This window comes from Streptomyces daliensis, assembly GCF_054782395.1.
The window spans coordinates 31,627-58,316 of record NZ_BAAGSO010000107.1 but is presented as its reverse complement, the minus strand read 5'-3'; the positions used below and the strand labels follow the sequence as shown (position 1 = coordinate 58,316).

22 protein-coding genes are annotated in these 26,690 nt (G+C 72.4%); 14 read left to right on the top strand and 8 right to left on the bottom strand.

Going from position 1 to position 26,690, the window contains the following annotated elements:
- Positions 1–290: 290 nt before the first annotated feature.
- The 7 genes from ACYVOO_RS29830 (at position 291) to ACYVOO_RS29800 (ending at position 8,815) form a co-directional block, all read left to right on the top strand.
- Positions 291–1,148 (top strand): endo alpha-1,4 polygalactosaminidase, encoded by an 858-nt coding sequence (locus ACYVOO_RS29830; protein ID WP_461018834.1) that lies wholly within the window; start codon positions 291–293, stop codon positions 1,146–1,148.
- 479 nt (positions 1,149–1,627) lie between these two features.
- Positions 1,628–3,007 carry an ABC transporter substrate-binding protein gene (locus ACYVOO_RS29825; protein ID WP_461018833.1) on the top strand — a complete coding sequence of 460 codons (1,380 nt, stop codon included), beginning with the start codon at positions 1,628–1,630 and terminating at the stop codon, positions 3,005–3,007.
- 14 nt (positions 3,008–3,021) lie between these two features.
- On the top strand, positions 3,022–4,137 hold the full coding sequence (locus tag ACYVOO_RS29820) for a carbohydrate ABC transporter permease (RefSeq protein ID WP_461018832.1): 1,116 nt from the start codon (positions 3,022–3,024) through the stop codon (positions 4,135–4,137).
- Positions 4,134–4,994, top strand: a complete 861-nt coding sequence (locus tag ACYVOO_RS29815) for a carbohydrate ABC transporter permease (RefSeq protein ID WP_461018831.1) — start codon at positions 4,134–4,136, stop codon at positions 4,992–4,994. Before ACYVOO_RS29820 ends, ACYVOO_RS29815 begins: the two co-directional genes overlap by 4 nt.
- 60 nt (positions 4,995–5,054) lie before the next feature.
- Positions 5,055–6,008 carry a carbohydrate kinase family protein gene (locus ACYVOO_RS29810; RefSeq protein WP_461018830.1) on the top strand — a complete coding sequence of 318 codons (954 nt, stop codon included), beginning with the start codon at positions 5,055–5,057 and terminating at the stop codon, positions 6,006–6,008.
- 113 nt (positions 6,009–6,121) lie between these two features.
- The gene (gene melA, locus ACYVOO_RS29805) at positions 6,122–7,423 is read left to right on the top strand and encodes an alpha-galactosidase (RefSeq protein WP_461018929.1); all 1,302 of its coding nucleotides are present in this window, start codon (positions 6,122–6,124) and stop codon (positions 7,421–7,423) included.
- Between the two features lie 18 nt (positions 7,424–7,441).
- A complete protein-coding gene (locus tag ACYVOO_RS29800) occupies positions 7,442–8,815 on the top strand; it encodes a Gfo/Idh/MocA family protein (protein ID WP_461018829.1) in 1,374 nt (457 codons plus the stop codon).
- Here ACYVOO_RS29800 and ACYVOO_RS29795 read toward each other — a convergent pair.
- The 7 genes from ACYVOO_RS29795 to ACYVOO_RS29765 form a co-directional block, all read right to left on the bottom strand.
- Positions 8,812–10,044 (bottom strand): arginine deiminase, encoded by a 1,233-nt coding sequence (locus ACYVOO_RS29795; protein WP_461018828.1) that lies wholly within the window; start codon positions 10,042–10,044, stop codon positions 8,812–8,814. The two genes, ACYVOO_RS29800 and ACYVOO_RS29795, sit on opposite strands and share 4 nt — an antisense overlap.
- A 154-nt stretch (positions 10,045–10,198) precedes the next feature.
- Positions 10,199–11,101 carry a homocysteine S-methyltransferase gene (gene mmuM / locus ACYVOO_RS29790; RefSeq protein WP_461018827.1) on the bottom strand — a complete coding sequence of 301 codons (903 nt, stop codon included), beginning with the start codon at positions 11,099–11,101 and terminating at the stop codon, positions 10,199–10,201.
- Positions 11,098–12,021 carry an LLM class F420-dependent oxidoreductase gene (locus ACYVOO_RS29785; RefSeq protein ID WP_461018826.1) on the bottom strand — a complete coding sequence of 308 codons (924 nt, stop codon included), beginning with the start codon at positions 12,019–12,021 and terminating at the stop codon, positions 11,098–11,100. Before ACYVOO_RS29785 ends, mmuM begins: the two co-directional genes overlap by 4 nt.
- 202 nt (positions 12,022–12,223) lie before the next feature.
- Complete coding sequence (locus ACYVOO_RS29780; RefSeq protein WP_453344490.1) at positions 12,224–12,682, bottom strand: DUF6099 family protein; 459 nt, start codon at positions 12,680–12,682, stop codon at positions 12,224–12,226.
- A 106-nt stretch (positions 12,683–12,788) separates the two neighbouring features.
- A complete protein-coding gene (locus ACYVOO_RS29775) occupies positions 12,789–13,169 on the bottom strand; it encodes a nucleotide pyrophosphohydrolase (RefSeq protein WP_461018928.1) in 381 nt (126 codons plus the stop codon).
- A 29-nt stretch (positions 13,170–13,198) separates the two neighbouring features.
- The gene (locus ACYVOO_RS29770; protein WP_461018825.1) at positions 13,199–14,470 is read right to left on the bottom strand and encodes an AAA family ATPase; all 1,272 of its coding nucleotides are present in this window, start codon (positions 14,468–14,470) and stop codon (positions 13,199–13,201) included.
- A 188-nt stretch (positions 14,471–14,658) separates the two neighbouring features.
- A complete protein-coding gene (locus tag ACYVOO_RS29765; RefSeq protein ID WP_461018824.1) occupies positions 14,659–15,330 on the bottom strand; it encodes a phosphatase PAP2 family protein in 672 nt (223 codons plus the stop codon).
- 343 nt (positions 15,331–15,673) lie between these two features.
- Between ACYVOO_RS29765 and ACYVOO_RS29760 the strand changes: the two genes are divergently transcribed.
- The 3 genes from ACYVOO_RS29760 to ACYVOO_RS29750 all read left to right on the top strand — a co-directional run bounded on the left by ACYVOO_RS29760 (position 15,674) and on the right by ACYVOO_RS29750 (position 20,094).
- A complete protein-coding gene (locus ACYVOO_RS29760) occupies positions 15,674–17,692 on the top strand; it encodes a cellulase family glycosylhydrolase (RefSeq protein WP_461018823.1) in 2,019 nt (672 codons plus the stop codon).
- A gap of 302 nt (positions 17,693–17,994) precedes the next feature.
- Entirely contained in the window at positions 17,995–19,125 is a 1,131-nt protein-coding gene (locus tag ACYVOO_RS29755) for a cytochrome P450 (protein ID WP_461018927.1), read from the top strand.
- Positions 19,126–19,410: 285 nt separating this feature from the next.
- Positions 19,411–20,094 (top strand): lytic polysaccharide monooxygenase auxiliary activity family 9 protein, encoded by a 684-nt coding sequence (locus ACYVOO_RS29750; RefSeq protein ID WP_461018822.1) that lies wholly within the window; start codon positions 19,411–19,413, stop codon positions 20,092–20,094.
- Positions 20,095–20,243: 149 nt separating this feature from the next.
- Here ACYVOO_RS29750 and ACYVOO_RS29745 read toward each other — a convergent pair whose 3' ends face one another.
- Positions 20,244–20,954: a GntR family transcriptional regulator gene (locus ACYVOO_RS29745; protein WP_461018821.1), complete on the bottom strand. Its 711-nt coding sequence runs from the start codon at positions 20,952–20,954 to the stop codon at positions 20,244–20,246.
- 308 nt (positions 20,955–21,262) lie between these two features.
- On the opposite strand from ACYVOO_RS29745, the gene manD reads away from it, so the two are divergent.
- From manD to ACYVOO_RS29725, 4 genes are read left to right on the top strand one after another with little or no spacing between them, the layout of a single operon-like run.
- Positions 21,263–22,471, top strand: a complete 1,209-nt coding sequence (gene manD, locus ACYVOO_RS29740; RefSeq protein WP_461018820.1) for a D-mannonate dehydratase ManD — start codon at positions 21,263–21,265, stop codon at positions 22,469–22,471.
- Entirely contained in the window at positions 22,468–24,024 is a 1,557-nt protein-coding gene (locus ACYVOO_RS29735; RefSeq protein ID WP_461018819.1) for a mannitol dehydrogenase family protein, read from the top strand. Before manD ends, ACYVOO_RS29735 begins: the two co-directional genes overlap by 4 nt.
- A gap of 49 nt (positions 24,025–24,073) precedes the next feature.
- On the top strand, positions 24,074–25,576 hold the full coding sequence (locus ACYVOO_RS29730) for an MFS transporter (protein WP_461018818.1): 1,503 nt from the start codon (positions 24,074–24,076) through the stop codon (positions 25,574–25,576).
- Positions 25,573–26,646 (top strand): L-idonate 5-dehydrogenase, encoded by a 1,074-nt coding sequence (locus ACYVOO_RS29725; RefSeq protein ID WP_461018817.1) that lies wholly within the window; start codon positions 25,573–25,575, stop codon positions 26,644–26,646. Before ACYVOO_RS29730 ends, ACYVOO_RS29725 begins: the two co-directional genes overlap by 4 nt.
- Positions 26,647–26,690 lie beyond the last annotated feature (44 nt).

Below are 26,690 nucleotides of genomic sequence, written 5' to 3'. Positions count from 1 at the left end.
TCCTCCGGGCTTCCGCTCACCGGCCCCGGAGACCCCTTCCCCGCGAAGACCCGCCCCCTCCGACACACTGCGCGAAACTGTGCGGAACGGGCGCATCGCGCGCACTTTCCTACTCTTGACACGCCCGATCGTGCTCGTTTTACTACGGTCGACGCACGGACGCGCTCCCTGCGTCAGAGGTACGCCTAGCCGGTACACGGTGGTGCACACCACCAGTCCGGACAAAGTCGCCAGGATCGCTGTCAGCGTCCGAGGCGGGGACGTACCCCCAGATCATCAGGAGTTCGATGATGAACACCCCCCGTGTTCTTCGTTCTCGTCGAGGTCTCGCCACCCTTGCCGCGGTCGTCGCAGCCGTGGCGGGCGGGGTGCTGATGCCCACCGCGGCGGACGCCGTCAGACCCGCGGCGGACACCGCCAGGGCCGCTGCGCCCACCTCGGTGACCCTGCCCCCCACGCACGCGGACTTCGACTACCAGATCGGCGGCGCCTACACCCCGCCCGACGGCGTCGAGGTGGTCAGCCGGGCGCACGAGAGCACCCCGGCCGACGGCCTCTACAACATCTGCTACGTCAACGCCTTCCAGACGCAGCCCGGCGCGGAGGAGGAGTGGGACTCCGACCTGCTGCTGCGCGACGACGCGGGCGAGGTCGTGTACGACAGCGAGTGGGGCGAGGCCGTCCTCGACCTGACGACCAAGGACAAGCGCGAGCGCATCGCGAAGAAGGTCAACGGCTGGGTCGACGAGTGCGCCGAGAAGGGCTTCCAGGCCGTCGAGCCCGACAACTACGACACCTTCGACCGCTACGCCGACTACCTCACCCCGGAGCAGGCCAAGTCCCTCCTGGGCCTCATCGCCGACCACGCCCACGAGCGGAACCTGGCCGTCGCGCAGAAGAACACCGTCGAACTCTCCGCCGACCGCGAGTCGGTGGGCCTGGACTTCGCCATCGCCGAGGAGTGCGGCAAGTGGACCGAGTGCGACGGCTACGTCGAGGAGTTCGGTGACCACGTCATCGTCATCGAGTATTCGGCAGAGGGCCTGGCCACCGCCTGCGAGGGGTGGAGCGACCGGCTGAGCATCGTGCGCCGGGACAAGGACGTCAGGCCCATCGGGCACGCGGACTACCTGCGCGAGACCTGCTGACGGGACGCGGGACGTCGGGACCTCCGACGGCCGCTCCGGGCCCGAGGACCGCCGACGCGCCGCCCCGAAGGGGTGCCGACGGTCCGACGGTCCGGCCGTCCGGCCGCCCCGTCGGACGGCCACCCCATCGCCCGGCCGTCCCATCGTTCGACCACGAGGGTTGCCCGCGGCCGGCACGCCGGTCCAGGCCAGGAGCCGGGCACGGAAGCGGTCCAGGGCCGTGAACCGTGCACCGGGGCTCCGGCCGCCTCCCCCGCGGCGGCCCGCCGCTCCCCTCCTTCCGCCACCGGCAGGCTCCCCCTGCCGGTGGCCCGTGGGGCCGTCCCGTATCCCCTAGCGGGACGGCCCCACGATGCGTCCCGGACCCCCTCCCGGTTCTCGCGGTGCTCCCGGCTTTCCCGGTTCTCGCGGCCTCCCCCACGCCACCCCGCATCGCCCCCACGCCACCCACTCCCCCGTTCCTCCCGTGGAGGTTCCAGATGGCACACCGTCAGCTCGGTCAGCTCCGTCAGCCCGGTCAGCGCGGCGGGCACGGTCAGCACACGCGCGGGCGGCCCTCGCGGCGCCGTGTCCTGCGGCAGGGCGCGACGGCGGCGGGCGCGGCCCTCGCCTCGGCTGCGCTCGCGGGCTGCGGCGGCGACGGTGCGGCGGCGGGCGGGGAGAGCGGCGGGCGCGTCACCGTCGAGCTGTGGCACGGGCAGACGGACACGGCCCGCACGGCGATCGAGGCGCTCGTCGACCGGTTCAACAGGGAGCACCCGGACATCCGCGTCGTCCCCGGCGCCGGTGTGGTCGCGGACGCGATGCTCCAGAAGGTGACCGCGGCGCTCGCCTCCGGCGCCTACCCGGACATCGCCTACATCTTCGGCTCGGACCTCGCGGGCGTCGCCCTCAGCCCCCAGGTCGCGAACCTGACCGACACCATGGACGAGGGCCCCACCCCCTGGAAGAACTACTGGCCCGCGGCGCGCGCGGCCGTCACCGTCAAAGGGCAGGTGCGCGCCGCGCCCGCGCTGCTCGACTCCCTCGCCGTCGTGTGCAACAAGAAACTCTTCCGCGAGGCCGGGGTGCCGCTGCCCGAACCGGGCTGGCGCTGGCGGGACTTCCAGGACGTCGCCAAGCGGCTGACCGACCGGGAGCGGGGCGTCTTCGGCACCGGCTGGCCCGGAGTCGGCGACGAGGACACGGTGTGGCGGCTGTGGCCGATGGTGTGGGACCTGGGCGGCGACGTCATCCACGAGGACGGCCGCAGCATCGGCTTCGCCGACACCGGGGTCCGCGCCCTGGAGACGGTGGCGGCGCTGGCCCGCGACAAGAGCGTCTACATCGACCCCAAGCCCGGCAGCGACCAGATGTACCAGGTCTTCCTCTCCGGGCGCATGGGCATGGCCGTCACGGGGCCCTGGCAGCTCCCTGACATCCAGCAGGCGAAGGTCGACTACCACGTGGTGCCGCTGCCGAGCTACAGCGGACGCCCCCTCACCATCTCCGGGCCCGACACCTGGGCCGTCTTCGACAACGGCGGCGCACGGCTGAAGGCCGCGCAGACCTTCGTCAGATGGCTGACGCAGCCCGAACAGGACGTCCGCTGGGACATCGACGCGGGCAGCCTCCCCCTGAGCCGCCGCACCGAGGCACTGCCCGCCTGGCGGAAGAAGAGCGCCGGGACACCGGGCCTGCGGACGTTCACCGACACGCTGGAGACGGCGCGCGTACGGCCCGTCCACCCCGCCTACGCGCAGATCTCAGCGGCGCTGGGCGAAGCCATCGTCTCCGTACTTCTCGGCAAGAGCACACCGGCCGCGGCACTGCGCCGCTGCGCCGACCAGGCCAACGCCGCGTTGATCATCCCGCGTTGAGGAGTCATCAGCCCATGCCCTCTCTTCCCGCACCCCTCACGCTGTCCGACGACGCACGCGAACGCGGCCGTCAGCGGCGCGGCCAGCGCCATGGCCGCCAGGACGACCGGCCGGACGACGGACGGAAAGCACCGGGCCGCAAGCGCCGCCGCGGGCCCGACAGCTCCTGGACGGCGTACCTGTTCGTCTCCCCCGCCGTCCTGATCATCCTCGGGCTGAGCGTCGTCCCCGTCCTCTGGTCCCTGCTGCTCTCCTTCCAGGCGGACGACCTGATCACCCCGAGCCGCTGGGTCGGGCTCGACAACTACCGCGCGCTGAGCCAGGACCCGCACTTCAGCCAGGCGATACGCAACACGGTGCTCTACACCGTCCTCTACGTGCCCCTCAGCATGGGACTCGGCCTCGCGCTGGCCCTCCTGCTGAACCGGCGCATCCGGCTGGTCGGCCTGTACCGCGTCCTGATCTTCGTTCCGTTCATCGTGTCGGCCACGGCCCAGGGCGTGCTCTTCTCCTTCATCCTCGACCCGGAGTTCGGCGCCGCCAACGCGGTGCTGCACTCCCTGGGCGTCTCACCGCAGGGCTTCCTCACCGACCCAGGCCAGGCGCTGCTCGTCCTCGTCGCCATCTCCCTGTGGAGCGGCACCGGGTTCTGCGTCGTGATCTACCTCGCCGCGCTCCAGGACATACCGCAGTCCCTCACCGAAGCGGCCCGGCTGGACGGCGCGAACAGACGGCAGTTGCTGCGGCACGTCGTCCTGCCCACGCTGCTGCCGGTCAGTGTGTTCCTGCTGCTGTGGCAGACGATCAACGCGCTCCAGGTCTTCGACCTGGTGTACGTGACGACCAAGGGCGGGCCGCTCGGCTCCACCACCGTGATCGTCTACTTCATCTGGGAGCAGGCGTTCAAGAACTTCACCGCGGGCTACGGCGCGGCAGCCGCGTATGTGCTGGCCCTGGCGCTGTTCGCGATCGCCGGGTGCCTGCGGCTGGTACGTCGCCGTCGCAACGGCACCGGTGACGGTGACGGTGACGGCGCCGAGAGCGGCACCGGCAGTGGCAGCGACGCCGGAACCAGTACCACCACCAGCACAGCCACCAGCACCGGCACTGTTCAGGGGGCAGCACGATGACCGCGACCTCCACACCGCGCGGCGCCCGCGGCCGTCTCCGCGTACGCCTGCCGTTCAGCCCCTGGCACCTGGTGCTGGCCCCGCTGGCCCTGCTCTTCGCCCTCCCCCTGCTGTGGCTGCTGCTCAGCTCCGTGATGAGCAACGCCGAGATCAACAGGTTCCCGCCGGCCCTGTGGCCCTCGGGCATCCACCTCGACGGCTACCGCTACGTGCTGGGCAACGCCCTCTTCCCCCAGTGGTTCGCCAACTCGCTGATCGTCTCCGCCGTCACCGTCACCTCCAACCTGCTGTTCGGGGCGCTCGGCGGCTACGCGTTCGCCCGGATGCGGTTCGCGGGCTCCCGGCTCCTGCTGGTGCTGATGCTGGGCACGATGGCGATCCCCTTCCAGCTCACGATGATCCCGACGTTCCTCGTCATGAAGCGACTCGGGCTCATCGACTCGCTGGGCGCGCTGATCGTCCCGTCGCTGGTGACACCGTTCGCCGTGTTCCTGCTGCGGCAGTTCTTCCTCTCCCTGCCCAGGGAGCTGGAGGAGGCCGCCTGGCTCGACGGCTGCTCACGGCTGCGGGTGCTGTTCCTCATCGTCCTGCCGCTGTCCAGGCCCGCGCTGAGCACCGTCGCCGTCCTGACGTTCCTCACCACCTGGAACGACCTGACCTGGCCGCTCATCGCCATCCACCACGACAGCCACTACACGCTCCAGCTCGGGCTGACGACGTTCCAGGGCGTGCACCACACCCAGTGGGCGGCCGTCATGGCGGGCAACGTGATCACCGTGCTGCCGGTGCTGCTCGCCTTCCTGGCCGCGCAGAAGTCGTTCATCCGGTCCATCACCTCCAGCGGGCTCAAGGGCTAGCGCCACACCCCCGCCCCGTTCCCGAACCCCGGCCACACCACCGCACGGCAAGGACAGCTCATGCCGCACACCTTCGACCTGCTCGTCATCGGCGACGCCAACCCGGACGTCGTCCTCGGCCCGCTGCACGAGCCCCTCGCCTTCGGACAGCGCGAACAGCTCGTCTCCACCGGCATGCTCACGCTCGGCGGCTCCGCCGCGATCACCGCGTGCGGCGCGGCCAGACTCGGCCTCAGCGTCGCCTTCGCGGGGCGGATCGGCGACGACGACGCCGGGCGCTTCGTCCGCGCCCGGCTCGACGCGCTGGGCGTCGACACCGAGGCGCTGCGCGTCGACCCCGCGCTGCCCACCCCGCTCACCGCCGTCATCACCCGGGACGACGACCGCGCCATCCTCACCGCCTCCGGAACCCTCGGCGCCACCCGTCCCGACGACATACCGGAAGACCTGCTGGCGCGCAGCAGGCACGTGCACGCCGCCTCCTACTTCCTGATGCCGGAGCTGGCCGCCGGACTGCCGGGGCTGCTGGAGACGGCGCGCGCGCACGGAGCCACCACCTCCCTGGACACCAACGACGACCCCGACGGCCAGTGGGACCCGGCAGGGCTGGCGACGGTGCTTCCGCTCGTCGACTTCCTGCTGCCCAACGCGCAGGAGGCGCTGGCCCTGGCGGGACCCTCCGCCGTGTCCCTGGAGTCGGCCGCGGCACGGCTCGCCTCGTACGGCCCGCGCGTGATCGTCAAGAACGGCGGCAAGGGCGCCCTCGCCTACGACGGGCGCACCCCGCTGCGCACCCGGGGCACGCCCGTGCGGCCGTTGGACACCGTCGGCGCGGGCGACAGCTTCAACGCGGGCTACCTCGCCGCCGTCCTCGCCGGGCTGCCGCCCGAGCAGGCGCTCGAACTCGCCGCCGCCTGCGGCGCCCTGTCCACCCGGGCCCACGGCGGCACCACGGCACAGCCGACCTGGGACGAGGCCCTCGCCGCCGCGACCCGCAACCGAGAGAACCAGTAGAACCAGTGACGAAGCCAGTGAGGACGACCACGGTGACGACCACCACCACCCCGACCACAGCCACGACCCCGAAGACAGCCACGGGTCCGAAAGCAGGGCCCGCCGCCAAGAAGATCGCGTTCATCGGCGCGGGAAGCGTCGTGTTCACCCAGGGCCTGCTCGCCGACCTCTTCGAGTTCCCCGAACTCAAGGACGTCCACATCGCCCTGCACGACATCGACGCCGACCGCCTGGCCACCGCACACGCCGCGGCCGACCTCATCTCCGAGACCCGCGCCGCCGCACCCCGCATCACCGCGCACCCCGACCGGCGCGAGGCACTCGACGGGGCCGACTTCGTCATCAACATCATCCAGGTCGGCATGCGCGAAGCCACCCGTACCGACTTCGACGTGCCCGCCCGCTACGGCCTGCGCCAGACCATCGGCGACACCCTCGGCATCGGCGGCATCTTCCGGGCCCTGCGCACCTTCCCCGTGCTGAAGGCCCTCGGCGAGGACATCGCCGAGCTGTGCCCCGACGCCTGGCTGCTCAACTACACCAACCCCATGGCGATGAACGTCCAGTACCTCACCCGCGCCACGGGCCTCACCCGCGTCGTCGGCCTGTGCCACTCGGTGTACTGGACCATGCGGGACCTGTGCGAGCTGCTGAAGGTCCCGTACGAGGAGGTCAGCTACCGCGCCGCCGGGGTCAACCACCAGGCGTGGGTGCTCCGCTTTGAACAGAACGGTGTGGACCTGTACCCGCGGCTCGACGCACTCGTCGCCGAGGACCCGCAACTGCGGCGCCGGGTACGCGTCGACATGTACCGGCGCCTCGGCTACTACCCGACCGAGACCAGCGAGCACTCCTCCGAGTACGTCCCCTGGTACCTGCACCACGACAGCGAGATCGAACGGCTGCGGCTGCCCGTCGGCGCCTACCTGGACATCGTGGACGAGAACGTCGCCGCGTACGAGAAGACCCGCGAGGCGCTCGAAGCCGGGGACCCCCTCCCCGTCGAGGGCACCATGGAGTACGCGCCCCAGATCATCCACAGCATCACCACGGGCACACCCCGCACCGTCTACGGCAACGTGCCCAACCACGGCCACGGCCTGATCGACAACCTGCCGGCGCACGGGGTCGTCGAGGTCCCCTGCCTCGTCGACGACCTCGGCGTACAGCCCACCCGCGTCGGCTCCCTGCCCCCGCAGTGCGCGGCCCTCAACAGCAACTATCTGCACATGAACGAGCTGGTCGTACGGGCCGCGCTGGAGAACGAGCCGCGCCACATCCGGCGCGCCGCCATGGCCGACCCGGCCACCGCGGCGACGCTGCCCGTCGAACGCATCTGGGACCTGTGCGACGACATGGTGCGCGCGCACGGGGACGCCCTCCAGCCCGCGCTGCGTGCGACGCTCGGCCACTGAGCGGGAGGGCGCGCGCTCATGAGTGAACTGCGGAGTTCGCCGCAGGATGAACTGCGGATCGGGGTAGTCGGGGTCGGCCAGCGCGCGCCGCTGGCGGCCCACGCCCACCGTCCGGGCGTCGCACGGGTCGTCTCCTGCGCGGATCCCTCCCCACGGGGCCGCGCCGACGCGCTCGGCCTGTTCGGGCCCGGCACCGCCGTGCACGAGAACTACGAGGACATGCTCGCCGACGGCCTCGACGCCGTCTTCGTCCTCACCCCGGACGACCTCCATCTGCGGCCCGCGCTGTTCTTCCTCGCCGCGCGGGTCGCGGTGTTCGTCGAGAAGCCGCTCGCCATCACCATGGCCGACTGCGACCACCTGCTGCGGGCCGCGCGGGACTCCGGCACGCGGCTGTACGTCGGCCACAACCTGCGGCACCTGCCCGTGCTGCGCCGGATGCGGCGGCTGATCGACGACGGGCTGATCGGGCGGGTCCGCTCGGTGTGGTGCCGCCACTTCGTGGGCCACGGCGGGGACTACTACTTCAAGGACTGGCACGCCGAACGCGCCAGGACCACGGGGCTGCTGCTCCAGAAGGGCGCACACGATCTCGACGTCATCCACTGGCTGGCCGGGGGCCACACGCGCGGGGTCACCGCCATGGGCGACCTCGCGGTGTACGGGTCCAACCCGCGCCGCATGCCGGACGGTGGGGACGGGAGCGGTGACGGGGGCGGTGACGGGGGCGGACCGGGTGACGGGGACGACGGGAGCGGGCCGGGTGACGGGGACGACGGGAGCGGGCCGGGCTCGGCGCGGATGCCGGACTGGTTCGACCCGGACGTGTGGCCGCCCGCCGCGCTCACCGGGCTGAACCCGGTCGTCGACGTCGAGGACATCAGCCTGCTCCTCGCCCGCCTCGACAACGGCGTACTGGCCAGCTACCAGCAGTGCCACTTCACCCCCGACTACTGGCGCAACTACACCGTCATCGGTGACGAGGGACGGCTGGAGAACTTCGGCGACGGACTCGAGGGCGCCCCGGCCACGCTCAAGGTGTGGAACCGCCGCCGCTCCGGCTACCGCCCCGAGGCCGACCACACCGAGGAGATCGCCGCACCGGACGCGCTGCTCGGGCACGGCGGCGCGGACGGTGCGCTCGTCGCGGAGTTCCTGCGCTTCGTCGCCGAGGGCGGCCCCACCGACACCTCGCCGCTCGCGGCCCGCGAGGCCGTCGCCGCCGGAGCCGCCGCGACGGCGTCACTGCGCGCGGGCGGCGTCCCCACCGACGTACCGGCCCCTGACCCCGCCCTCGCCCACTACTTCACGCACCACCAGCCGGGGGCCGGGCCGACGGAACACGAGGTGAGAGGGGCTGAGGGGGGCCGAGGGGGAGTGAGCGGACTCTAGACCGCGTCCCGCTCCACCGGACAGCTCATGCAGCGCGGCCCGCCCCTGCCCCGGCCCAGTTCGCTGCCCGGGATCTCCAGGACCTCGATGCCCTGCTTGCGCAGATGGGTGTTGGTGGTGACGTTCCGCTCGTAGGCAAGCACCACTCCGGGCTCGACGGCCAGCACGTTGCAGCCGTCGTCCCACTGCTCGCGCTCAGCCGAGTGCACATCCTGGCTGGGCGTCAGCACCCGGACGCCGTCGAGCCCGAGGGCCGCGGCGATGGCGCGGTGCATGTGCTCGGGCGGATGATCGGCGACCTTCAGCTCGCTGTCGCCCACACCCGGCTCGATGGTGTACGAGCGGAGCATGCCCAGCCCCTCGTACTGCGTGAAGGTGTCCCCGTCGACCATCGTCATCACCGTGTCCAGATGCATGAAGGCACGGCGCTTCGGCATGTCCAGGGCCACGATGCTGCGGGCCGAGCCCGCCGCGAAGAGGCCGCGGGCCAGCATCTCGACGGCCTGCGGCGTCGTCCGCTCGCTCATCCCGATCAGCACGGCGCCGTCGCCGATGACCAGCACGTCCCCGCCCTCGATGGTGGACGGGTAGGCCGACTGCCCCTCCGACCAGACATGGAAGCCGCCCGCCTCCGCGCCCGTGAAGAGGGGATGGTGCCGGTAGATCGCCTCGAAGTGCACCGTCTCGCGGCGGCGCGCGGGCCAGCGCATGGCGTTGATGGACACACCGTCGTAGACCCAGGCCGACGTGTCGCGGGTGAAGAGGTGGTTGGGGAGCGGCGCGAGGAGGAAATCGTCCAGCTCCATCACATGGAAGCGGACCGAGACAGGCTCGGGGTGCCGCTCCAGGTACTCGCGCTTGGTCATACCGCCCACCAGCACGTCCGCCAGCTCGAACGACGGCAGCTCCTCGAAGGCCGCGCGCAGCACGTCCGTGGCGAGGGGCCCGTACTCCTTCTCGTCGAAGACCCGGTCCAGCACCAGCGCACGGGCCGCGGGAATCGCCAGGGTCTCGCCGAGCAGCTCACCGAAGAGGTGGACGGCGATGCCGCGGTCGCGCAGCGCGTCCGCGAGCGCGTCATGCTCCTGACGTGCGCGACGCACCCACAGGACGTCGTCGAAGAGGAGGTCGTCCTTGTTGGTGGGGGTGAGCCGCTTCAGCTCCAGATCGGGCCGGTGCAGGATGACGCGGCGCAGCCGCCCGGTCTCGGAGTTCACATGGAAACCCATCCCCCCATCCTCTCCGAGCACCGCGCGACACGCGGGCGGAACGATGAACGCGTCGGGGGGTGAGGGGTGGGGTGGAGTGGGAACGGGAGGGGGTGGGCGCATCCGGGCCCCGCACTGGGGGGAGGGGCCCCTCCCCCCTCCCCCACCCCACCCCTCACCCCACCGCCAGTCCCTTCGCCAGTGCCGCGATCCGGGCCGGGCCGACCCGGCAGCAGCCGCCGACGAGCCGGGCGCCGCGCGCGGTCCAGCCCGCGACGCGCGCCGGGTCGAACGTCGCGGCGCCCCGCCAGGCGCGGGCCCGCGCGTCCCAGCCCTCGCCGCTGTTGGGGTAGACGACGGCGGGCTTGCCCGCGCCGTCCACCGCGGCCCGCACGGCGGCGTCCACCTCGGCGGCGTCGCAGCAGTTCACCCCGACGGCGACCACCTGGTCGTTGCCCGCCGCCAGCGCGAACGCCTCCTCCAGCGGCTGCCCCGCCCGCGTGCGTCCCCCCTCGACGGTGTAGCTCAGCCACACCGGGACGCCGCAGCCCTCCACCGCCCGCAGCAGCGCCTCCGCCTCGGTCACGTCCGGCACCGTCTCCAGCGCCAGCACATCGGGCTCCGCCTCCACCAGTGCCGCCACCCTCGGCCGGTGGAAACGCTCCAGCTCCGGCACGCTCAGCCCGTAACGCCCTCGGTACTCGCTGCCGTCGGCGAGTACGGCGCCGTACGGGCCGACCGAGGCCGCCACCCACACCGGCTCGTCCCCCGAGGCGGAACGCGCCAGCTCCACGCTGCGCCGGAACAGTCCTTCCGCCTCCCGGCGGCCGACGCCGCGCCGCGCGAAGCCCTCGAACGACGCCTGATAGCTGCTGGTGATGAGCGCACGCGCCCCCGCCCGTACGTACGCCGCGTGGGCCTCCTCGATCTGTCCCGGGCCGTCGGCCAGCAGCCGGGCCGACCACAGCTCGTCCGAGAGATCGCAGCCCTGTGCCTCCAACTGGTTGGAGAGCCCGCCGTCCAGGGCCACCGGTCCCTGGGCGAGCGCCGTACGGAGCGGGAGCGCGGGACGTGTCACGACAGTTGCGTCCCCACCTCGCGGGCGATCAGCTCAAGGTGGTCGAGGTCGCCCAGGTCCAGGATCTGGAAGTAGATCCGGGAGGTCCCGGCCTCGGCGAAACGGCCGATCTTGTCGACGACCTCGGCGGGCGAGCCCGCGAGACCGTTCTCCTTCAGTTCCTCCACCTCCCTTCCGATGGCCGCGGCGCGGCGGGCGACCTCGGCGTCGTCCTTGCCGACGCAGGCGACCAGCGCATTCGAATACACCAGCTCGTCCGCCGACCGTCCGTGCTCCTCGGCGGCGGCACGTACGCGGGCGAACTGTGCGCGTGTGTCGTCGAGGGAGGCGAACGGGATGTTGAACTCGTCTGCGAAGCGGGCGGCCAGCCGTGGTGTGCGCACCTTGCCGAGGCCGCCGATCAGCACGGGGACCTTCGGCTGCGCGGGCTTGGGCAGCGCGGGTGAGTCCTTGAGCTGATAGTGCGTCCCCTCGAACTGGAACTTCTCACCGACCGGGGTGCCCCACAGCCCGGTGATGATCTCCAGTTGTTCCTCCAGCCGCCCGAACTTCTCCCTGGGGAACGGGATGCCGTAGGCCGAGTGCTCCTCGCCGTACCACCCCGAGCCGAGGCCCAGCTCGATCCGGCCGCCCGACATGGCGTCCACCTGCGCGACCTGGATGGCGAGCGGACCGGGGAGACGGAAGGTCGCCGCGGTCATCAGCGTGCCCAGGCGGATACGGCTGGTCTCCCGGGCGAGCCCGGCGAGGGTGATCCAGGCGTCGGTCGGGCCCGGGAGACCGTCGGAGTCGCCCATGACGAGGTAGTGGTCGGAGCGGTAGAAGGCGTCGAAGCCGAGATCCTCGGTGGCCTTGGCGACGGAGAGCAGGGTGTCGTAGCTGGCCCCTTGCTGGGGCTCGGTGAAAATGCGCAGGTCCATGCTTCCATCTTGCACCGTGGCGGTCCCCGCCCCGCAGTCGGCAGGGTCCGCGACCAGGCATTCGGCCGTGGCGCACCGGGTCTCAGCGGCGGGCGCGGCGGACAGGGTGGCTGCGGCGGGCCCGCGGCGCGAGGGAGCGGTCTCATGGCGCGAGGGGACGGGCCCGTGGTGCGAGGGGACAGCTCCGCAGGGCGTGGCGTGTTCATGCGACGCCTCCCCTCTCCCGCAGGGCGAGTCTGCGGAGTATGCCGATGACGCGATCGCCCGACTCGTCCGCCGCGTCGATGGCTTCGACGCACTGCCAGTACAGCCCCTCCTCGTCCGCCGAGACCGCGACGGAGACGAGGGCCGCGCCCGTCTCCCCCAGCAGTCCGGCGAGATCGAGGAGAGTGCAGCGGGCGTCCCCGATCATGGTGAGCCGGGTGGCGCGCACGCCGTCCGCGCGCAGCGCGGGGTGATGGAGCGAACCGCAGGCACGGCTGCCCGCTTCGCTGAGGCCGAGGGCCTCGGAGCGGACCGTTGGTGGCCCGTTTATCGCGAGGTGGCTGCCGACCGCCTCCGCGAGCGCTTGTGCCTGCCACGCCTCGGCCACGATGTCCGGCACGGCCTTGCTCTCGGCTAGCGCGTACCGGGTGGCTTCGATGAGACGTTCCGCATCCATCTGCCTTCCCCCTCCACTGGTCGCTACCCAGCGTGACCGTCAATGGGCTCTTCCGCCAGGGGGTTTGGGAAATCTGTGGATAATAAGCCCTACGCGGGCTTCTCCGTCACTCCATAGAGTGACCGTTTCCGGGGGGCGGGAAACGCTTTTCGTTCCTCTCGATCTTCGCGGAGAGCGCGGAGAGCGGGTCGACGCCCAGCACTTCGCAGAACTGGAGGAGGTAGGCGAGCACGTCAGCCACCTCGTCCTCGACGCGCGCTGCGGAGTCGGGCTTCTCCATCACGCGTACGGATTCGTCGGGCGTCAGCCACTGGAAGATCTCCACCAGCTCGCCCGCTTCCACGCTCAGCGCGGCCGCCAGGTTCTTGGGCGTGTGGTACTGCCGCCAGTCGCGCGCGGCGGCGAACTCGGCCAGCCGGTCCTGGAGTTGGCGCACCGTGGGGCGGCCTTCGGCGCCGTCGGCAGCGGGAGTGCCGGATGCGGGGATCTCAGAAGTGGGGGTGTCAGGGGTATCGCTCACTCCCCCAGGTCTACCAGTGACACCCCCGCCACCTCCTCCTTGCCCTCGCCCCCGTCCCCGCCCGCCTCCGCACCCGCGCTGTCGCCCACGCCCCGCACCTCGTCCGCGTCCCGCACCGTGCCGAGCAGCCTGACGTGTCCGCGCCTGCCCATGCGCGCGGCCAGCGACCGCAGTTCGGCCGACTGCCGCCGGTCCATGGCCCGGTCCATGCCGTCCGCGAGGACGGTCAGCGCCTGCCGCGCGGGCAGCACCTCGTCGGCCGGGTCCATGGAGAGCACGCCGGGCCCCGTGAGCAGCACGAGGGCCAGGGCCGTGTAGCGCAGCTCGCCGTCCCCGAGCCATTCCAGGGGCGTGCCGGGCGTGCAGGGGCCGCGCTCGACCAGGGCCCTTACGAGCCGGGGGTCGTGCGGGTCGCCGCAGCGCTGCCCCCGCCCCATGCCGCCCCTGGCCCCTGTGACCCCCGTGACGGTGATCAGGTCGGCCGTCAGCCCCGTGACGGGGCCCGCGCAGCCCGCGCGTACGGCGTCGACGAGGGCCGCGTGCCGGGTGCCGCACTCCGTACGCGTACGGCGCAGCACCGCCGCCATGTTGTCGCAGCCGCCGCGCAGCATGCCGTCGGCGTAGGCGACCGGATCGCGCATGGTCTCGGGGCGCGGGTCGCAGGCGAAGGCGGAGCGCAGCGCGACGACGACCTGTTCGGCGGCGGCGAGCACGTGCCGCTGTCCCTCGGTGGTGCCCGCGACGCGCAGGGGCAGCAGTGCCGTGCCGAGGCGGTCGTCGGGGAGCGGCGCTCGCGTGACGCGGGTGGCGCCCGCTGTGTGCCACTCGGCCTGGACGGTGCGACGGGCGGGATCGCGCAGCGCGGTGGACAGCAGCGCCCGGCCGCCGGCGCCCGTCAGCCGCTCGCCCGCGATGCGCAGTTCGGGTTCGGCCTGGACGGCGACGTCAAAGTGGACCGTGCCCGCCGGGCCGTCGACGGTGCAGCCGAGCCGGAAGCCGCGTCTGCCCTGGCCGTCGGGGCGTGCGCGCTGCGGTACGTAGGCGGACGGGCCGCCGCTCACGGTGCCGAAGACCTCGCCGAGCGCTTCGCCGCCGCCGAGGCGCGCGAGTGCTTCGTACGCCTCCAGGACGGTGGACTTGCCGCTTCCGCTGGGTCCCGTCAGCAGCGTGACGGGGGTGAGGGGGACGACGAGGCCACGGAGGGAACGGTAGGAGGAGAGCCGGAGTTCGGTGACCACGGCTGCCCTGGCCGTCATGGGGTCGTCCATGCCGGGGACCGTACGCACAGGCCGCGCAGGCGAACCGTTCCAGCGTGCGTCCGGCCCCACGATCGTGTGATCAATGGACCGGCACGCGCCGCCCGCGCCCGGACGGGGCCCGCCTCACCGGCCCCCGGTCCGGTTCCGGCCCCCTTCAGCGCTGGGGCCCGCGCGGGGCCGCGCTCAGGGGCCCGCGCTCAGGGCACGGGCGGAAGCGTGCTGCGGCTCCAGTCGGCACCGCGTCGCCAGGGACGCTGCCGCCCCCGGTGCCGCCGTACCGTGTCAGGGACGATCAGCAGCAGGGCCACGACGGCCCCGAGCGCGAAGCCGCCCAGCACATCGGTGGCCCAGTGCACGCCCAGATACACGCGGCTGACGCCCACCAGCAGCGCCAGGCCCAGCGCCCCCGCCCATACGGCGAGGGCTGCGGCACGCGAGCGGGCGCGCAGATGGCCCGCGAACACGTAGGCCAGCACCAGCAGCACGGCGACGGCGATCGTGGTGTGCCGGGAGGGGAAGCAGAAGCCGCTCTCCGGGACGGCCCAGAAGGAGGCGGGCGGGCGGGTCCGGTCCGTGAGTTCCTTGACAAGTGTGGCAGCCCCCACCGACAGCGCCCCCGCCCCGGCCACCAGCAGCACCGGACGCCACGAGCGGGCGCGCAGCCCGAGCAGCGCGGTGGCCAGCACGGAGACGATGATCAGCGGGACCTTCGAGTTGTCGGTGGCGAACGTCATCAGCCCGTCGAGGGCCTGGTGACGGGACGCGACGGCCCCGGTCAGCACGGGACGGTCGACGAAGTCGGTACGGCGCCCGAGGACGAGGGCCATGTCCAGGAGGAACACGGCGGCGCAGAGCGGCAGGAGGCTCACCGTGGCGGCCACGGTCACGGGGCGGGCCCGGCCGTCCTGCGGCGCCGGGCTGAGGGGCCGGACCGGCCGGAGTGACCGGATGGGCCTGAGCGGGGGACGGGGCATCGTGCGTCTCCGGATCGCGGGCGGAGGTTGGCTGACAGTGGGGATTCGGGGCCGGGGTCGGGGGGCCGGGGGGCAAAGGGGAGCAGTCGGACGGAACGGACAAGAACGGTCCCCCACCCTGCCCCTCGCCGCGCCGCCTGTGGCACCGCCACACCGGCCACGGGCCGAAGACGCCCGTGTTGCGGGTAAGCGCGGGAGGTGTTGACGGGACTCCCGCGAGCCCGGAATTGTAATGGCCATGGCGAACAGGCGTGTGCATGGACGACGTGCGTTCCGTGGTTTCCGCTGGGCCCACCGCCCCTCCCGTCACCCACGACCGCCCCGTCCGCCCCATCCGCCCCGTCACCACCGACCACCCCGCCCCCTCGCCGCCGCGCTGGCCGCGCTCCTCACCGGGCTGCTGGCGTTCGCGGGCGCCCCGCCCTCGACCGCGTCCCCGCCCTCATCCGCGCCCGCGCCCGCGTCCTCAGCCGCCGAAGCCCTCCCCGACTCCCTGTGGTTCGACGGCCCCGCCACGGCCACCCTCACCGCCGAAGACGGCCGTTTCACGGACGGGCTCGGCCGCGAGGCCGTGCTGCGCGGCTACAACGTCTCCGGCGAGACCAAGCTGGAGGAGAACGGCGGCCTGCCCTTCGCCTCCGTCGCCGACGCCGAGAAGTCCGCGGCGGCGCTGCGCGCCCTCGGCGGCGGCAACACCGTGCGCTTCCTGCTGTCCTGGGCGTACGCCGAGCCGGAACGCGGACGGGTGGACACCGCGTACCTCGCCGACGTCACAGCCCAGATGCGCGCCTTCCTCGACGCCGGGATCCGCGTCTTCCCCGACTTCCACCAGGACCTCTACTCGCGCCACCTGTTCCACGAGGAGAGCTGGTACACCGGCGACGGGGCCCCGGCCTGGGCCGTCGAGGCGGGCGGGTATCCGAGGGAGTCCTGCGGGATCTGCTTCTTCTGGGGGCAGAACATCACCCAGAACGAGGCCGTGAAGCAGGCCACGTACGACTTCTGGCACAACGAGCACGGCGTCCAGGACGCGTTCCTCGACACCGCCGAGACCACCATGGCCTACCTCGCAGACCACCTGAGCGCGGAGGAGTTCGCGGCCGTCGCCGGGTTCGACCCGTACAACGAACCCCACGCGGGCAGCTACGACTCCGGCCAGAACAGCCGCACGTGGGAGCGCGACGTGCTGTGGCCCTTCTACGAGAGGTTCCGCGCCCGCATGGACGCGGCCGGGTGGCGGGAAAAGCCCGCCTACGTAGAGCCCAACCTCTTCTGGAACGCGAACCTCTCCTTCCAGAAGGAGGAGGGCGGCCTCCTGGACGCGGGCACCCTGGGGCCCCGCTACGTCTTCAACACCCACTTCTACGACCAGAAGGCCATCTCCGGCGTCTTCATGCCGGGCAAGGCGCGCGACGGCCAGTACACCGGCGACTTCGAGTCCGTGCGCGAGCGCGCGGACGACTCCGGCACGGCGGCCGTCGTCAGCGAGTTCGGGCACCCCCTGAAGGGGGCCGTCTCCGACAAGGCGCCGACGGTCTACAAGGCGATGTACCAGGCGCTCGACTCCCGCCTCCCCGGAGCCGACTGGTGGTCGGACCCCACGGACTCGGGCCCCGTCCTCTCCGGTACGCAGTGGCAGTGGGACATCTACAACGGCCGCCACCACGAGCTGATGAACGGCAACCCGGACAAGGTCCGCACCGAGGGCGACGCCTGGAACGACGAGGACCTGTCCGCCGTCCGCCTCGACGACTCCGGCAAGGCCGCACTGCGCCAGGACGCCCGCCTCCTCGACCGCCTGTACCCCGCAGCGACCGCGGGCCGCACCCTCGGCTTCACCTACGAGGACCGCTCACGCGACGGCTCCGCCGCCCTCACCTGGAACCCCGTCCCCGACTCCCTGCCGCACCTCGCGGAACTGGTGGGATCGGGGCAGTACGGCGTCCTGCTGTGGCGGTCCGACAGCAAGGAGGCGCCGACCGAGCTGCACCTGCCCGCGTCCTTCGGCACCGGCGACACCACCGTCGTCTCCGACCTCGGTACCGTCCACGGGCCGCCCGCATACACGCGGACCACGCCCGTCGCCGTCGCGCCCGAGCCCGGCGGCACCGGCAGCCGCCGCCTGCTGCTCACCTCGTCCGCGCCCGCGGGCACCATGCACGCGGCGCTGGTCACCAACGGCGCGCCGTCCCCGTCGCCAGGGCTGCTGGCCGCCGCCGAGTCCGAACTGTCCGCGTGGGCCGAGGCACAGGGCTGACCGACCCTGCCGGCGAAGCGGGCCGAGCCCGTCGAACCCAGGCGTGAAGTCGCGCTGACGGAGGCCCGCCGACGGGCTACGGTCGGACCCCACGGGCAGGGGCCAGGGACCGGGACCAGGGAGGTGCCGCGGTGAGCGGTGACGTACTGGGCGCACGCAAGATCCACCGGAAACTGGACCCCGAAACGGCACCGGCACCCGGCGCAGGTGCGGCACCCGGACCGGGACGGGTGCCCGGGCCGGGACCGGCACCGGAACCGGCACCCGCGGCCGATCCGGGCCCCGCCGCCGACAGCTGCCCCGTGCGCCGCGGCCCCGACGGCGTCTGGCGGATACGCGGCTACGACGAGGCGCGCACCGTGCTGCGCAGCACCGGCACGGTGCAGGCGGGCCTCGGCATCGAGACGGTACGCAAGCTGCCCGCGCGCGTGCGGCGCCCCGTCCTGTACCGCGACGGCCCCGAGCACCGCGAACACCGTCGGCAGACCGCACGGTTCTTCACCCCACGCCGCGTCTCCCAGGAGTACCGCCCGACGATGATCAGAATCGCGGAGGCGCAGCTCGCGAAGCTGCGCGCGGCGGGCAAGGCCGACCTGGCCGATCTGAGCTTCCACCTCGCCATCGGAGTGGCCGCCTCCGTGATCGGCCTGACCGAGGGCGGACCGGGCCTCCGGCGCCGCCTGGAGCGCTTCATTCCCGAGCGGTTCGGCACGCCCGGCTTCACCAGCGTCGAGGGCATCCGCTGGGTGGTGCGGCAGAACTCGAACTGGCTGCGCTTCTACGTCGCCGACGTACGCCCCGCCATCAGGGCCCACCGCCGGGCGCGCCGCGACGACCTCATCTCGCACCTGCTGGACGAGGGGTGCACGAGCCCGGAGATCCTCGGCGAGTGCCTGTCGTTCGCGGCGGCGGGGATGTTCACTACGCGGGAGTTCGTCACCGTCGCCGCCTGGCACCTCTTCTCCGACGACGCGCTGCTCCGCCGCTACCGCGCGGCCGACGAGGACGAACGCCTCGCGGTGCTGCACGAACTGCTCCGGCTCGAACCCGTCATCGGCCGCCTCCGCCGCCGTACCACCGCGCCGCTCGACGTCCGGAGCACCGACGGGACGGTGACGGTGCCCTCCGGGGAGCTGGTCGAGCTGCTCATCGACAGCGCCAACACCGACCCCCGCGCGGTCGGACAGCAGCCCGAGTGCCTCCGCCCGCAACGCTCGATCGACGGCCTCGCCGTCGCCTCCGGGCTCTCCTTCGGAGACGGTCCGCACAGATGCCCCGGAGCCCACATCGCGATCCTGGAGACGGACATCTTCCTCAGCCGCCTCTTCGCCGAACCCGGAATACGGCTGCGCTCCGAGCCCCGCCTCACCTTCCAGGAGGCGATCGACAGCTACGCGCTGCGCGGCATGACCGTCGCAGTCGGCGACGGCTGACGGCTGACGGCTGACGGCTGACGGCTGACGGCTGACGGCTGACGGCTGACGGCTGACGGGTATCAGATAGCAGGTGACGGATGACGGATATCAACTAACAGATAACAGGTAACAGATATCGAAGTCTGTCAGCTCCACATCAACCGCCACCCCATTCCACCCCGCCCCGCCCCATGGCTGGTTTACACGCTTCAACACTCCCCCGAGGAGTAATACCCTCCGCAATGGGAGCGCTCCCATTACCCCCATCACCCGCACACCCCCACGGAGAACGGAGACCCACCCATGCGTGCCGATTGTCATGATCGCGCCAGACGCGTCAGGCGTGTGAGCTGGCCCCTCCGCGTGCTGACGCTGCTGTCCGCGGCGCTGCTCTGCCTGCTCTCCTGGTCCGGGACCGCCTCGGCCCACGGTTCGGTCGTCGACCCCGCCTCCCGCAACTACGGCTGCTGGGACCGCTGGGGCGACGATTTCCAGAACCCCGACATGGCGCAGGAAGACCCCATGTGCTGGCAGGCGTGGCAGGACAACCCGAACGCGATGTGGAACTGGAACGGGCTGTACCGCAACGGCGTCGGCGGCAACCACCAGGCCGCCGTCCCGAACGGGCAGCTGTGCAGCGGAGGCCGGACGGAAGGCGGGCGCTACAACTCGCTCGACGCGGTGGGCCCGTGGAAGACGACACCCGTGGCCGACAACTTCACCGTGCAGCTCCACGACCAGGCCAGTCATGGCGCCGACTACTTCAAGGTCTACGTCACCCGTCAGGGCTTCGACCCCACCACCGAGGCCATGGGCTGGGACGACCTGCAACTGGTCGCCGAGACCGGCAGATACGCGCCCAGCCAGAACTACGCGATCAACGTGAACACGTCCGGGTACTCAGGGCGCCATGTCGTCTACACGATCTGGCAGGCGTCGCACATGGACCAGGCGTACTACTTGTGCAGCGACGTGGACTTCGGCTGACGACGGACTCCCGCGTCCCGTAACCCCCTCTACCCCTCCCGGGGGCCCGCCGGAACGGGCCTCCGGGAGGTCTCCGTCGAGAAGGCCTCCGTCGAGAAGGCCCCTGTCGAGGAAGTCTCCGTCGAAGGGCCCCCGTCACACTCCCGGAGCTACTCCCAGACGACGACGCTCCGCCGCACCGGCACCGTCTCCGAGTTGGCCGCGAACAGCTCGGGCGAGTGGGCGCGGATGCGCTCGATGTCGTTGAAGACGGCGCGCAGGTGGGTGCGCATGGCGGTGCGGGCGAGCGGGACGTCGCCGCCGACGACCGCGTCGAAGATCTCGTCGTGCTGGGCGGCGAACGCGGCGGGCGACACGTTCTCGTAGAGGCCCAGGCGGCGGGCCCGGTCCAGGTGGCCCTTCGCGGCGGCGACGGTCGTCCAGGCGTTGCCGTGGCCGCTGAGGCGCATCAGGCCCTGATGGAACGCCTCGTCCAGCGCGAAGAACTCCTCCAGGCCGAGATCCTCGCGCCGCTGCTGTTCCAGGTTGCCGCGCAGTTCACCGACGACCGCCTCGTCCAGCTCGGCCGGCAGGTCCTCCAGGGAGGCCAGCTCGACGGCCTCCCGCAGGAACTGGGCGTCGGCCACCTGTGCCGGGTCCACCCGCGAGACGAACGAGCCGATCTGCGGGAAGACCTGCACCAGCCCCTCCTGCGCGAGCAGGATCAGCCCCTCGCGCACGGGCGTGCGGCTCACGCCGAGCGAGGCCGCGAGTTCGTTCTCCGAAAGGGCGGCACCCGGCGGGAGTTCGAGGGTGAGGACCATCTGGCGCAGCGTCGTGTAGATCGCCCGCCGACTCGTCCGCCGGTTCGATTGAGCCATGCGCCCATCGTATAGCTGAGCGTGCCTCCGCCCGGCACGTTCGACGGCTCTCCCGCGCCCCTCGCCGGGCCCTCGTGCGGCGCTCCGGCGCGTCGACGGGCCCCTGATCTGCGATGTTCTCCGACGACGCGCGCGTAAAAACGTGGTGACTCTGGTATTGCCGTACTGAAACACAAGTGCTTGTATACCAGTGTTGCCCGACAGGCCCCCCGTTGTGCGGGACGCCGAACCCACGCACACCCCACGCACCCGTCAGTCCGCAAGCCCGCAAGTCCGCAAGCCCGCAAGCCCGTGAAGGAGATCCGTCTGTGAGCAAGATCGAGCGCGCCGAGGTGTTCGTCGCCTCGCCGGGCCGCACGTTCGTCACACTGCGCATCACCACGACGGACGGTGTGACCGGCCTCGGTGACGCCACGCTGAACGGCCGCGAGCTGGCCGTCGCCGCCTATCTGCGCGACCACGTGGTCCCCCTGCTGATCGGCAAGGACGCCGACCGCATCGAGGACATGTGGCAGTACCTCTACCGCGGCGCCTACTGGCGGCGCGGGCCCGTCACCATGACGGCGGTCTCCGCCGTGGACACCGCGCTGTGGGACATCAAGGGCAAGGCGGCCGGGATGCCCGTCTACCAGCTCCTCGGCGGGCGCTCCCGGGACGGCGTGCTGGTCTACTCGCACGCCAGCGGCACCGACGTGCCCTCCCTGCTGGACGACGTCGAGCGCTATCTGGAGCTGGGCTACAAGGCCGTAAGGGCGCAGGCCGCCGTCCCCGACGTCGGCGGCACCTACGGCGTCCGCAAGGGCAAGGTCTACGAGCCCGCGGCGACGGAGCTGCCCGACGAGCAGCCCTGGGACACCGAGGCGTATCTGAACTTCGCGCCCACCTACCTGGAGGCGGTGCGGGAGCGGTTCGGATTCGGCTTCCACCTGCTGCACGACGTGCACCACCGGCTCACCCCGATCGAGGCGGCCAGGTTCGGCAAGAGCGTCGAGAGCTGCCGCCTGTTCTGGATGGAGGACCCGACCCCGGCCGAGAACCAGGAGGCGTTCCGCCTGATCCGGCAGCACACCACGACCCCGATCGCGGTCGGCGAGGTGCTGAACTCGATCTGGGACGTCCAGCATCTGATCACCGAGCAGCTCATCGACTACGTGCGCACCACCGTCGTGCACGCGGGCGGCATCACGCACCTGCGGCGGATCTTCGACCTCGCCGCGCTCTACCACGTGCGCACCGGCTCCCACGGCGCGACGGACCTCTCGCCCGTGAGCATGGCCGCTGCCGTGCACCTCGATGTCACCGTGCCGAACTTCGGCATCCAGGAGTACATGGGCCACCCCGACGAGGCGGCGGAGGTCTTCCACGGCGGTGCCACGTTCGCCGACGGGATGCTGCACCCCTCGGAGGAGCCGGGGCTCGGCGTCGAGTACGACGAGAAGGCCGCCGAGCGCTTCCCGTACCAGCAGCGCTATCTGCCGGTCGCGCGGCGCCTCGACGGTTCGGTGCACGACTGGTGAGCGCCGACGCACTCCCCCAGTCCCAGCCCCAGACCCAGACCCAGCCGCTGAGCCGTGCGGCGCTGCCCCGGCTCGCGCCCGGTCAGCGTCCCGCCGTCGACCCCGCCGAACTGCGCACCCGCGTCGTGCACTTCGGGCTCGGCGCCTTCCACCGCGCCCACCAGGCCGTCTACACCGAGAACGCCGCGGCCCGCTCCGGGCAGCCCTGGGGCATCACCGCCGTGGCACCCCGCTCGGCGGAGACGGTGCGCGCCCTGCGGGAGCAGGACTGTCTGTACTCCCTCACCGAACTCGACGGACTCACCGAGCGGCGGCCCGGCGGCGAGCGGCGGCCCGGCGGCGGCGCGACGCGCGTCGTCGGCGCGGTCACCGGCGCGCTGCACATGGGCGCGGACGCCGCGGACGTCGACGCGCTGCTCGCCGACCCCGAGGTGACGGTGGTGACCCTGACCGTCACGGAGAAGGGGTACCACCGGTCGCCGCGCACCGGCGGCCTGGACACGTCGGCGCCGCCCGTCGCCGCGGACCTCGCGGCCCCCTCCGACGGATCCGGCACCGCCCTCGGCACCGTGGTCGGGCGCCTGGCCACGGGCCTCGCGGCCCGGATGCGCGCGGGTGCTCCCCCGGTCACCGTCGTGTCCTGCGACAACATGGCGGACAACGGCGCCGCGCTGGAACGGCTGGTCCACGACTACGTCCGCGCCGCCGCCTGGCCCGACCGCGCCACGGTGCTGGACCGGCTGGCCCTGGCCGTCGCCTTCCCCTCGACGGTCGTGGACCGGATCGTGCCCGCCGCGACGGACGCCGACCGCGACGCCGCGGGCGCGGCGCTCGGTGTGCGCGACGCGCTCCCCGTCGCGGGCGAGCCCTACCGGCAGTGGGTGCTGGAGGACTCCTTCGCCGCGCCGCGCCCCCCGTGGGAGCTGGACGGCGCCCTGTTCGTCCCGGACGTCGCGCCCTACCAGCTCACCAAGCTGCGGCTGCTCAACGGCTCCCACTCGGCCCTCGCCCACCTCGGTCTGGCCGTCGGCCGCACCACGATCGCCGACGCCATGGCGGCCGACTGGGGCGAGCGCCTCGTGCGGGCACTGTGCGCGGAGATCGCCCCGACGCTCCCTGCGGGCGGCCCCGATACGGGCGCGTACGCCGACGACCTCGTCGCGCGCTTCCGCAACCCCGCGATGCGGCATCTGCTGCGGCAGATCGGCTCCGACGCCTCGCTGAAGATCACGGAGCGGTGGCTGCCCGCGCTGCGGGAGCTGCGCGGGCAGGGCGGACGGGGCGTGGGCACCCCGGTGCTCGAACTCGCCCTCGCGGGCTGGGCGTACACCACGCGCCCGTGCGACGACGGGACCGGGAGCGTCACCGAGGGGGTCACCGATCCCGCGCGGGACGCGCTCGCCGCCTGCTGGGGGCCGGGGAAGCGACCGGCCGACGTCGTCGGCGCGCTCCTGCGGGTCCTGGGCGCGGCGGACCTGGCGGAGGACACCGCGCTGGTCACGGCCGTCGCGGACCGGCTTCCCGCGCTACGGGCAGGCCGCGTCGAAATCTGACACCCCCGCCCCCGACCCTCCACGCAGTGCACGGACAACGGAGTTCACGATGCAGCACAGCGCCACCGCAGCGGAGCCCTCGGGCACCCCGCCACAAGGCACGCAGCGCACCACACGCACCACACGCGATCTCACCAAGGCCGCCGTCTCCGGCTGGCTCGGCACGGCCATGGAGTTCATGGACTTCCAGCTCTACTCGCTGGCCGCCGCCATCGTCTTCAACAAGATCTTCTTCCCTGACGTCAGCCCCGCGATGGGTCTGATCGCCGCGATGGGCACCTATGGCGTCGGCTACGTCGCCCGGCTCGCGGGCGCCGTCTACTTCGGCCGGATGGGCGACCGGCTCGGCCGCAAGAAGGTCCTCTACATCACCATCCTGCTGATGGGCGCCTCCACCACCCTCATCGGCGTCCTGCCCACCTACGCGATGATCGGCATCCTCGCGCCCGTCCTCCTCGTCGTCCTCCGGCTCGTCCAGGGCTTCGGTGCGGGTGCCGAGATCGCGGGGGCGACGGTGATGCTGGCCGAGTACGCGCCCGTCAAGCGGCGCGGACTGGTCTCCTCGCTGGTGTCGCTCGGCACCAACTCGGGGACTCTCGCGGCGTCGGGGCTCTGGGCCGTGCTGCTCGCCGTCCTGAGCGAGGAGCAGTTGCTCTCCTGGGGCTGGCGGCTGCCCTTCCTGCTCAGCTTCGGGCTGATGATCTTCGCGGTGTGGCTGCGTACGGGGCTCAAGGAGAGCCCGGTCTTCGAGGAGCGGCCCGACGTGGTGGACGGCGTCGCGATGACGCGCGACGAGGTCGAGTCCACGCTCGCCGCGACGGACAGCACGGAGGGCACTGGCGGCGCGAACGGCGGAAGCGTCGCGGACAACGCCAAGAGCGCCGGAGACACGGCGTCCCCCACGCCCACGGACCGCAAGGCCGGTGTGCTGGAGGCGGGCATCCGTCAACGCAAGGGCAAGGCGTTCTTCCTCACCCTGGGCCTGCGCTTCGGGCAGGCGGGCAACTCCGGCCTGCTCCAGACGTTCCTCGTCGGCTACATCGCCACCAACCTCGCCGTCGGCCGGTCCGTCCCCACGGACGCGATCGTGTACGGCTCGCTCGCCGGGTTCGTCACCGTCCCCCTCGTCGGCCTGCTCGGCGACCGCTTCGGACGCCGCCCCGTCTACCTCGCGCTGACCATGCTCACCATCGTCACGGCCTTCCCCGTGATGTGGCTGATCACCTCCGGGTCCACCGCCGCGCTGATGCTGGGCATGATCCTCGGCGTGAACATCGGCGTGCTCGGGCTGTTCTCGCTGGAGAGCGTGACGATGGCCGAACTCTTCGGCTCCCGTACGCGGTTCACCCAGCTCGCGCTGGCCAAGGAGATCGGCGGCATCCTCGCCACCGCCATCGGCCCGGTCATCGCGGCGACGCTCACCGCCGCCACCGGCAGTTGGTGGCCCATCGCCGTGATGCTCATCGTCTACTCACTCATCACCCTGATCAGCGCGTATCTCGCCCCGGAGACACGGGGACGCGACCTGGTCCGCCTGGAGGACGCGGTATGAAGGCCAGCGTGAAGGCCGTCAGGAAAGCCGTCATGAAGGCCGTCGTGGTACACGGTCCCGACGACGTACGGATCGACGAGCGCGCCCGCCCCGTACCGGGCGAGGGCGAGGTCCTCATGGCCATGGAGTGGGGCGGCATCTGCGGCTCCGACCTCGCCTACTGGAAGCGGGGCGCCTCCGGCACCGCCACGCTCGCCCACCCCCTCGTCCTCGGCCACGAGGTCGCGGGCCGGATCGCCGCGCTCGGGCCCGGCGTGACGGGGCTCGCCGAGGGGCAGCCCGTCACCGTCCACCCGGCGGAGCTGGTCGGCGACGGCGCGCTGCCCAGCGCCATCGCCGGACGCACCAACCTCTATCCGCACATCCGCTACTTCGGCTCGGCGGCCTTCGACCCGCACACCGACGGCGGCTTCAGCGAGTACCGCGCGGTGCGGGCGGAGCAGATCCGGCCGCTGCCCGAGAGCGTCGGCACCGAGGCGGGCGCGCTGGCGGAACCGCTGGCCGTCGCCCTGCACGCCGTGGGGCGGGTGCCCGCGCTACAGGGCCGTACGGTGCTGGTCAACGGCGCCGGGCCGATCGGCTCCCTGGTCGTCGCGGCGGCCAGGCTGCGCGGCGCCGCGAGCGTCGTGGCCGCCGACCTCTCCGCCTCCTCGCTCGCCGTGGCCCGCGCCATGGGCGCCGGGGCGACCCGCGACCTCTCGCGCGGCGAACCGCTGCCCGAGGACGTGGACGTGGCCTTCGAGGCGTCCGGCGCGCCGTCCGCGCTGGGCCCGGTGCTGCGTGCGACGGCGCGCGGCGGCACCGTCGTCCAGGTCGGCAACCTGCCCGGCACGGCAGCCCCGGCGACCCTGGGCGACCTGGTCACCCGCGAACTCACCTGGATCGGCTCCTACCGCTTCGTCGACGAGATCGACACGGCCCTCACCGCGCTGCGCGACGGCCTCGACGTCACCCCGGTCATCAGCCACCGCTTCCCCCTGACCCGCGCCGAGGAGGCACTGACCGTCGCCGCCGACCCGGCGGCGGGGAGCAGCAAGGTGATGCTGCGGCTGGGGGAAGCGGAGGGGTGACGGGCGCGACGGGCGCGGCCGGGGGCGCAGCGGGCAGGCAGCGC

Coding starts and splice junctions, on each gene's coding strand:
- ACYVOO_RS29825 (WP_461018833.1), top strand. CDS start 1,628: ATGGCACACCGTCAGCTCGGTCAGCTCCGTCAGCCCGGTCAGCGCGGC.
- ACYVOO_RS29750 (WP_461018822.1), top strand. CDS start 19,411: ATGCGTGCCGATTGTCATGATCGCGCCAGACGCGTCAGGCGTGTGAGC.
- ACYVOO_RS29730 (WP_461018818.1), top strand. CDS start 24,074: ATGCAGCACAGCGCCACCGCAGCGGAGCCCTCGGGCACCCCGCCACAA.
- ACYVOO_RS29725 (WP_461018817.1), top strand. CDS start 25,573: ATGAAGGCCAGCGTGAAGGCCGTCAGGAAAGCCGTCATGAAGGCCGTC.
- ACYVOO_RS29785 (WP_461018826.1), bottom strand. CDS start 12,021: ATGGACCTGCGCATTTTCACCGAGCCCCAGCAAGGGGCCAGCTACGAC.
- ACYVOO_RS29810 (WP_461018830.1), top strand. CDS start 5,055: ATGCCGCACACCTTCGACCTGCTCGTCATCGGCGACGCCAACCCGGAC.
- ACYVOO_RS29760 (WP_461018823.1), top strand. CDS start 15,674: ATGGCGAACAGGCGTGTGCATGGACGACGTGCGTTCCGTGGTTTCCGC.
- ACYVOO_RS29780 (WP_453344490.1), bottom strand. CDS start 12,682: ATGGATGCGGAACGTCTCATCGAAGCCACCCGGTACGCGCTAGCCGAG.
- ACYVOO_RS29830 (WP_461018834.1), top strand. CDS start 291: ATGAACACCCCCCGTGTTCTTCGTTCTCGTCGAGGTCTCGCCACCCTT.
- ACYVOO_RS29820 (WP_461018832.1), top strand. CDS start 3,022: ATGCCCTCTCTTCCCGCACCCCTCACGCTGTCCGACGACGCACGCGAA.
- ACYVOO_RS29815 (WP_461018831.1), top strand. CDS start 4,134: ATGACCGCGACCTCCACACCGCGCGGCGCCCGCGGCCGTCTCCGCGTA.
- ACYVOO_RS29745 (WP_461018821.1), bottom strand. CDS start 20,954: ATGGCTCAATCGAACCGGCGGACGAGTCGGCGGGCGATCTACACGACG.
- ACYVOO_RS29800 (WP_461018829.1), top strand. CDS start 7,442: ATGAGTGAACTGCGGAGTTCGCCGCAGGATGAACTGCGGATCGGGGTA.
- ACYVOO_RS29795 (WP_461018828.1), bottom strand. CDS start 10,044: ATGGGTTTCCATGTGAACTCCGAGACCGGGCGGCTGCGCCGCGTCATC.
- ACYVOO_RS29770 (WP_461018825.1), bottom strand. CDS start 14,470: ATGGACGACCCCATGACGGCCAGGGCAGCCGTGGTCACCGAACTCCGG.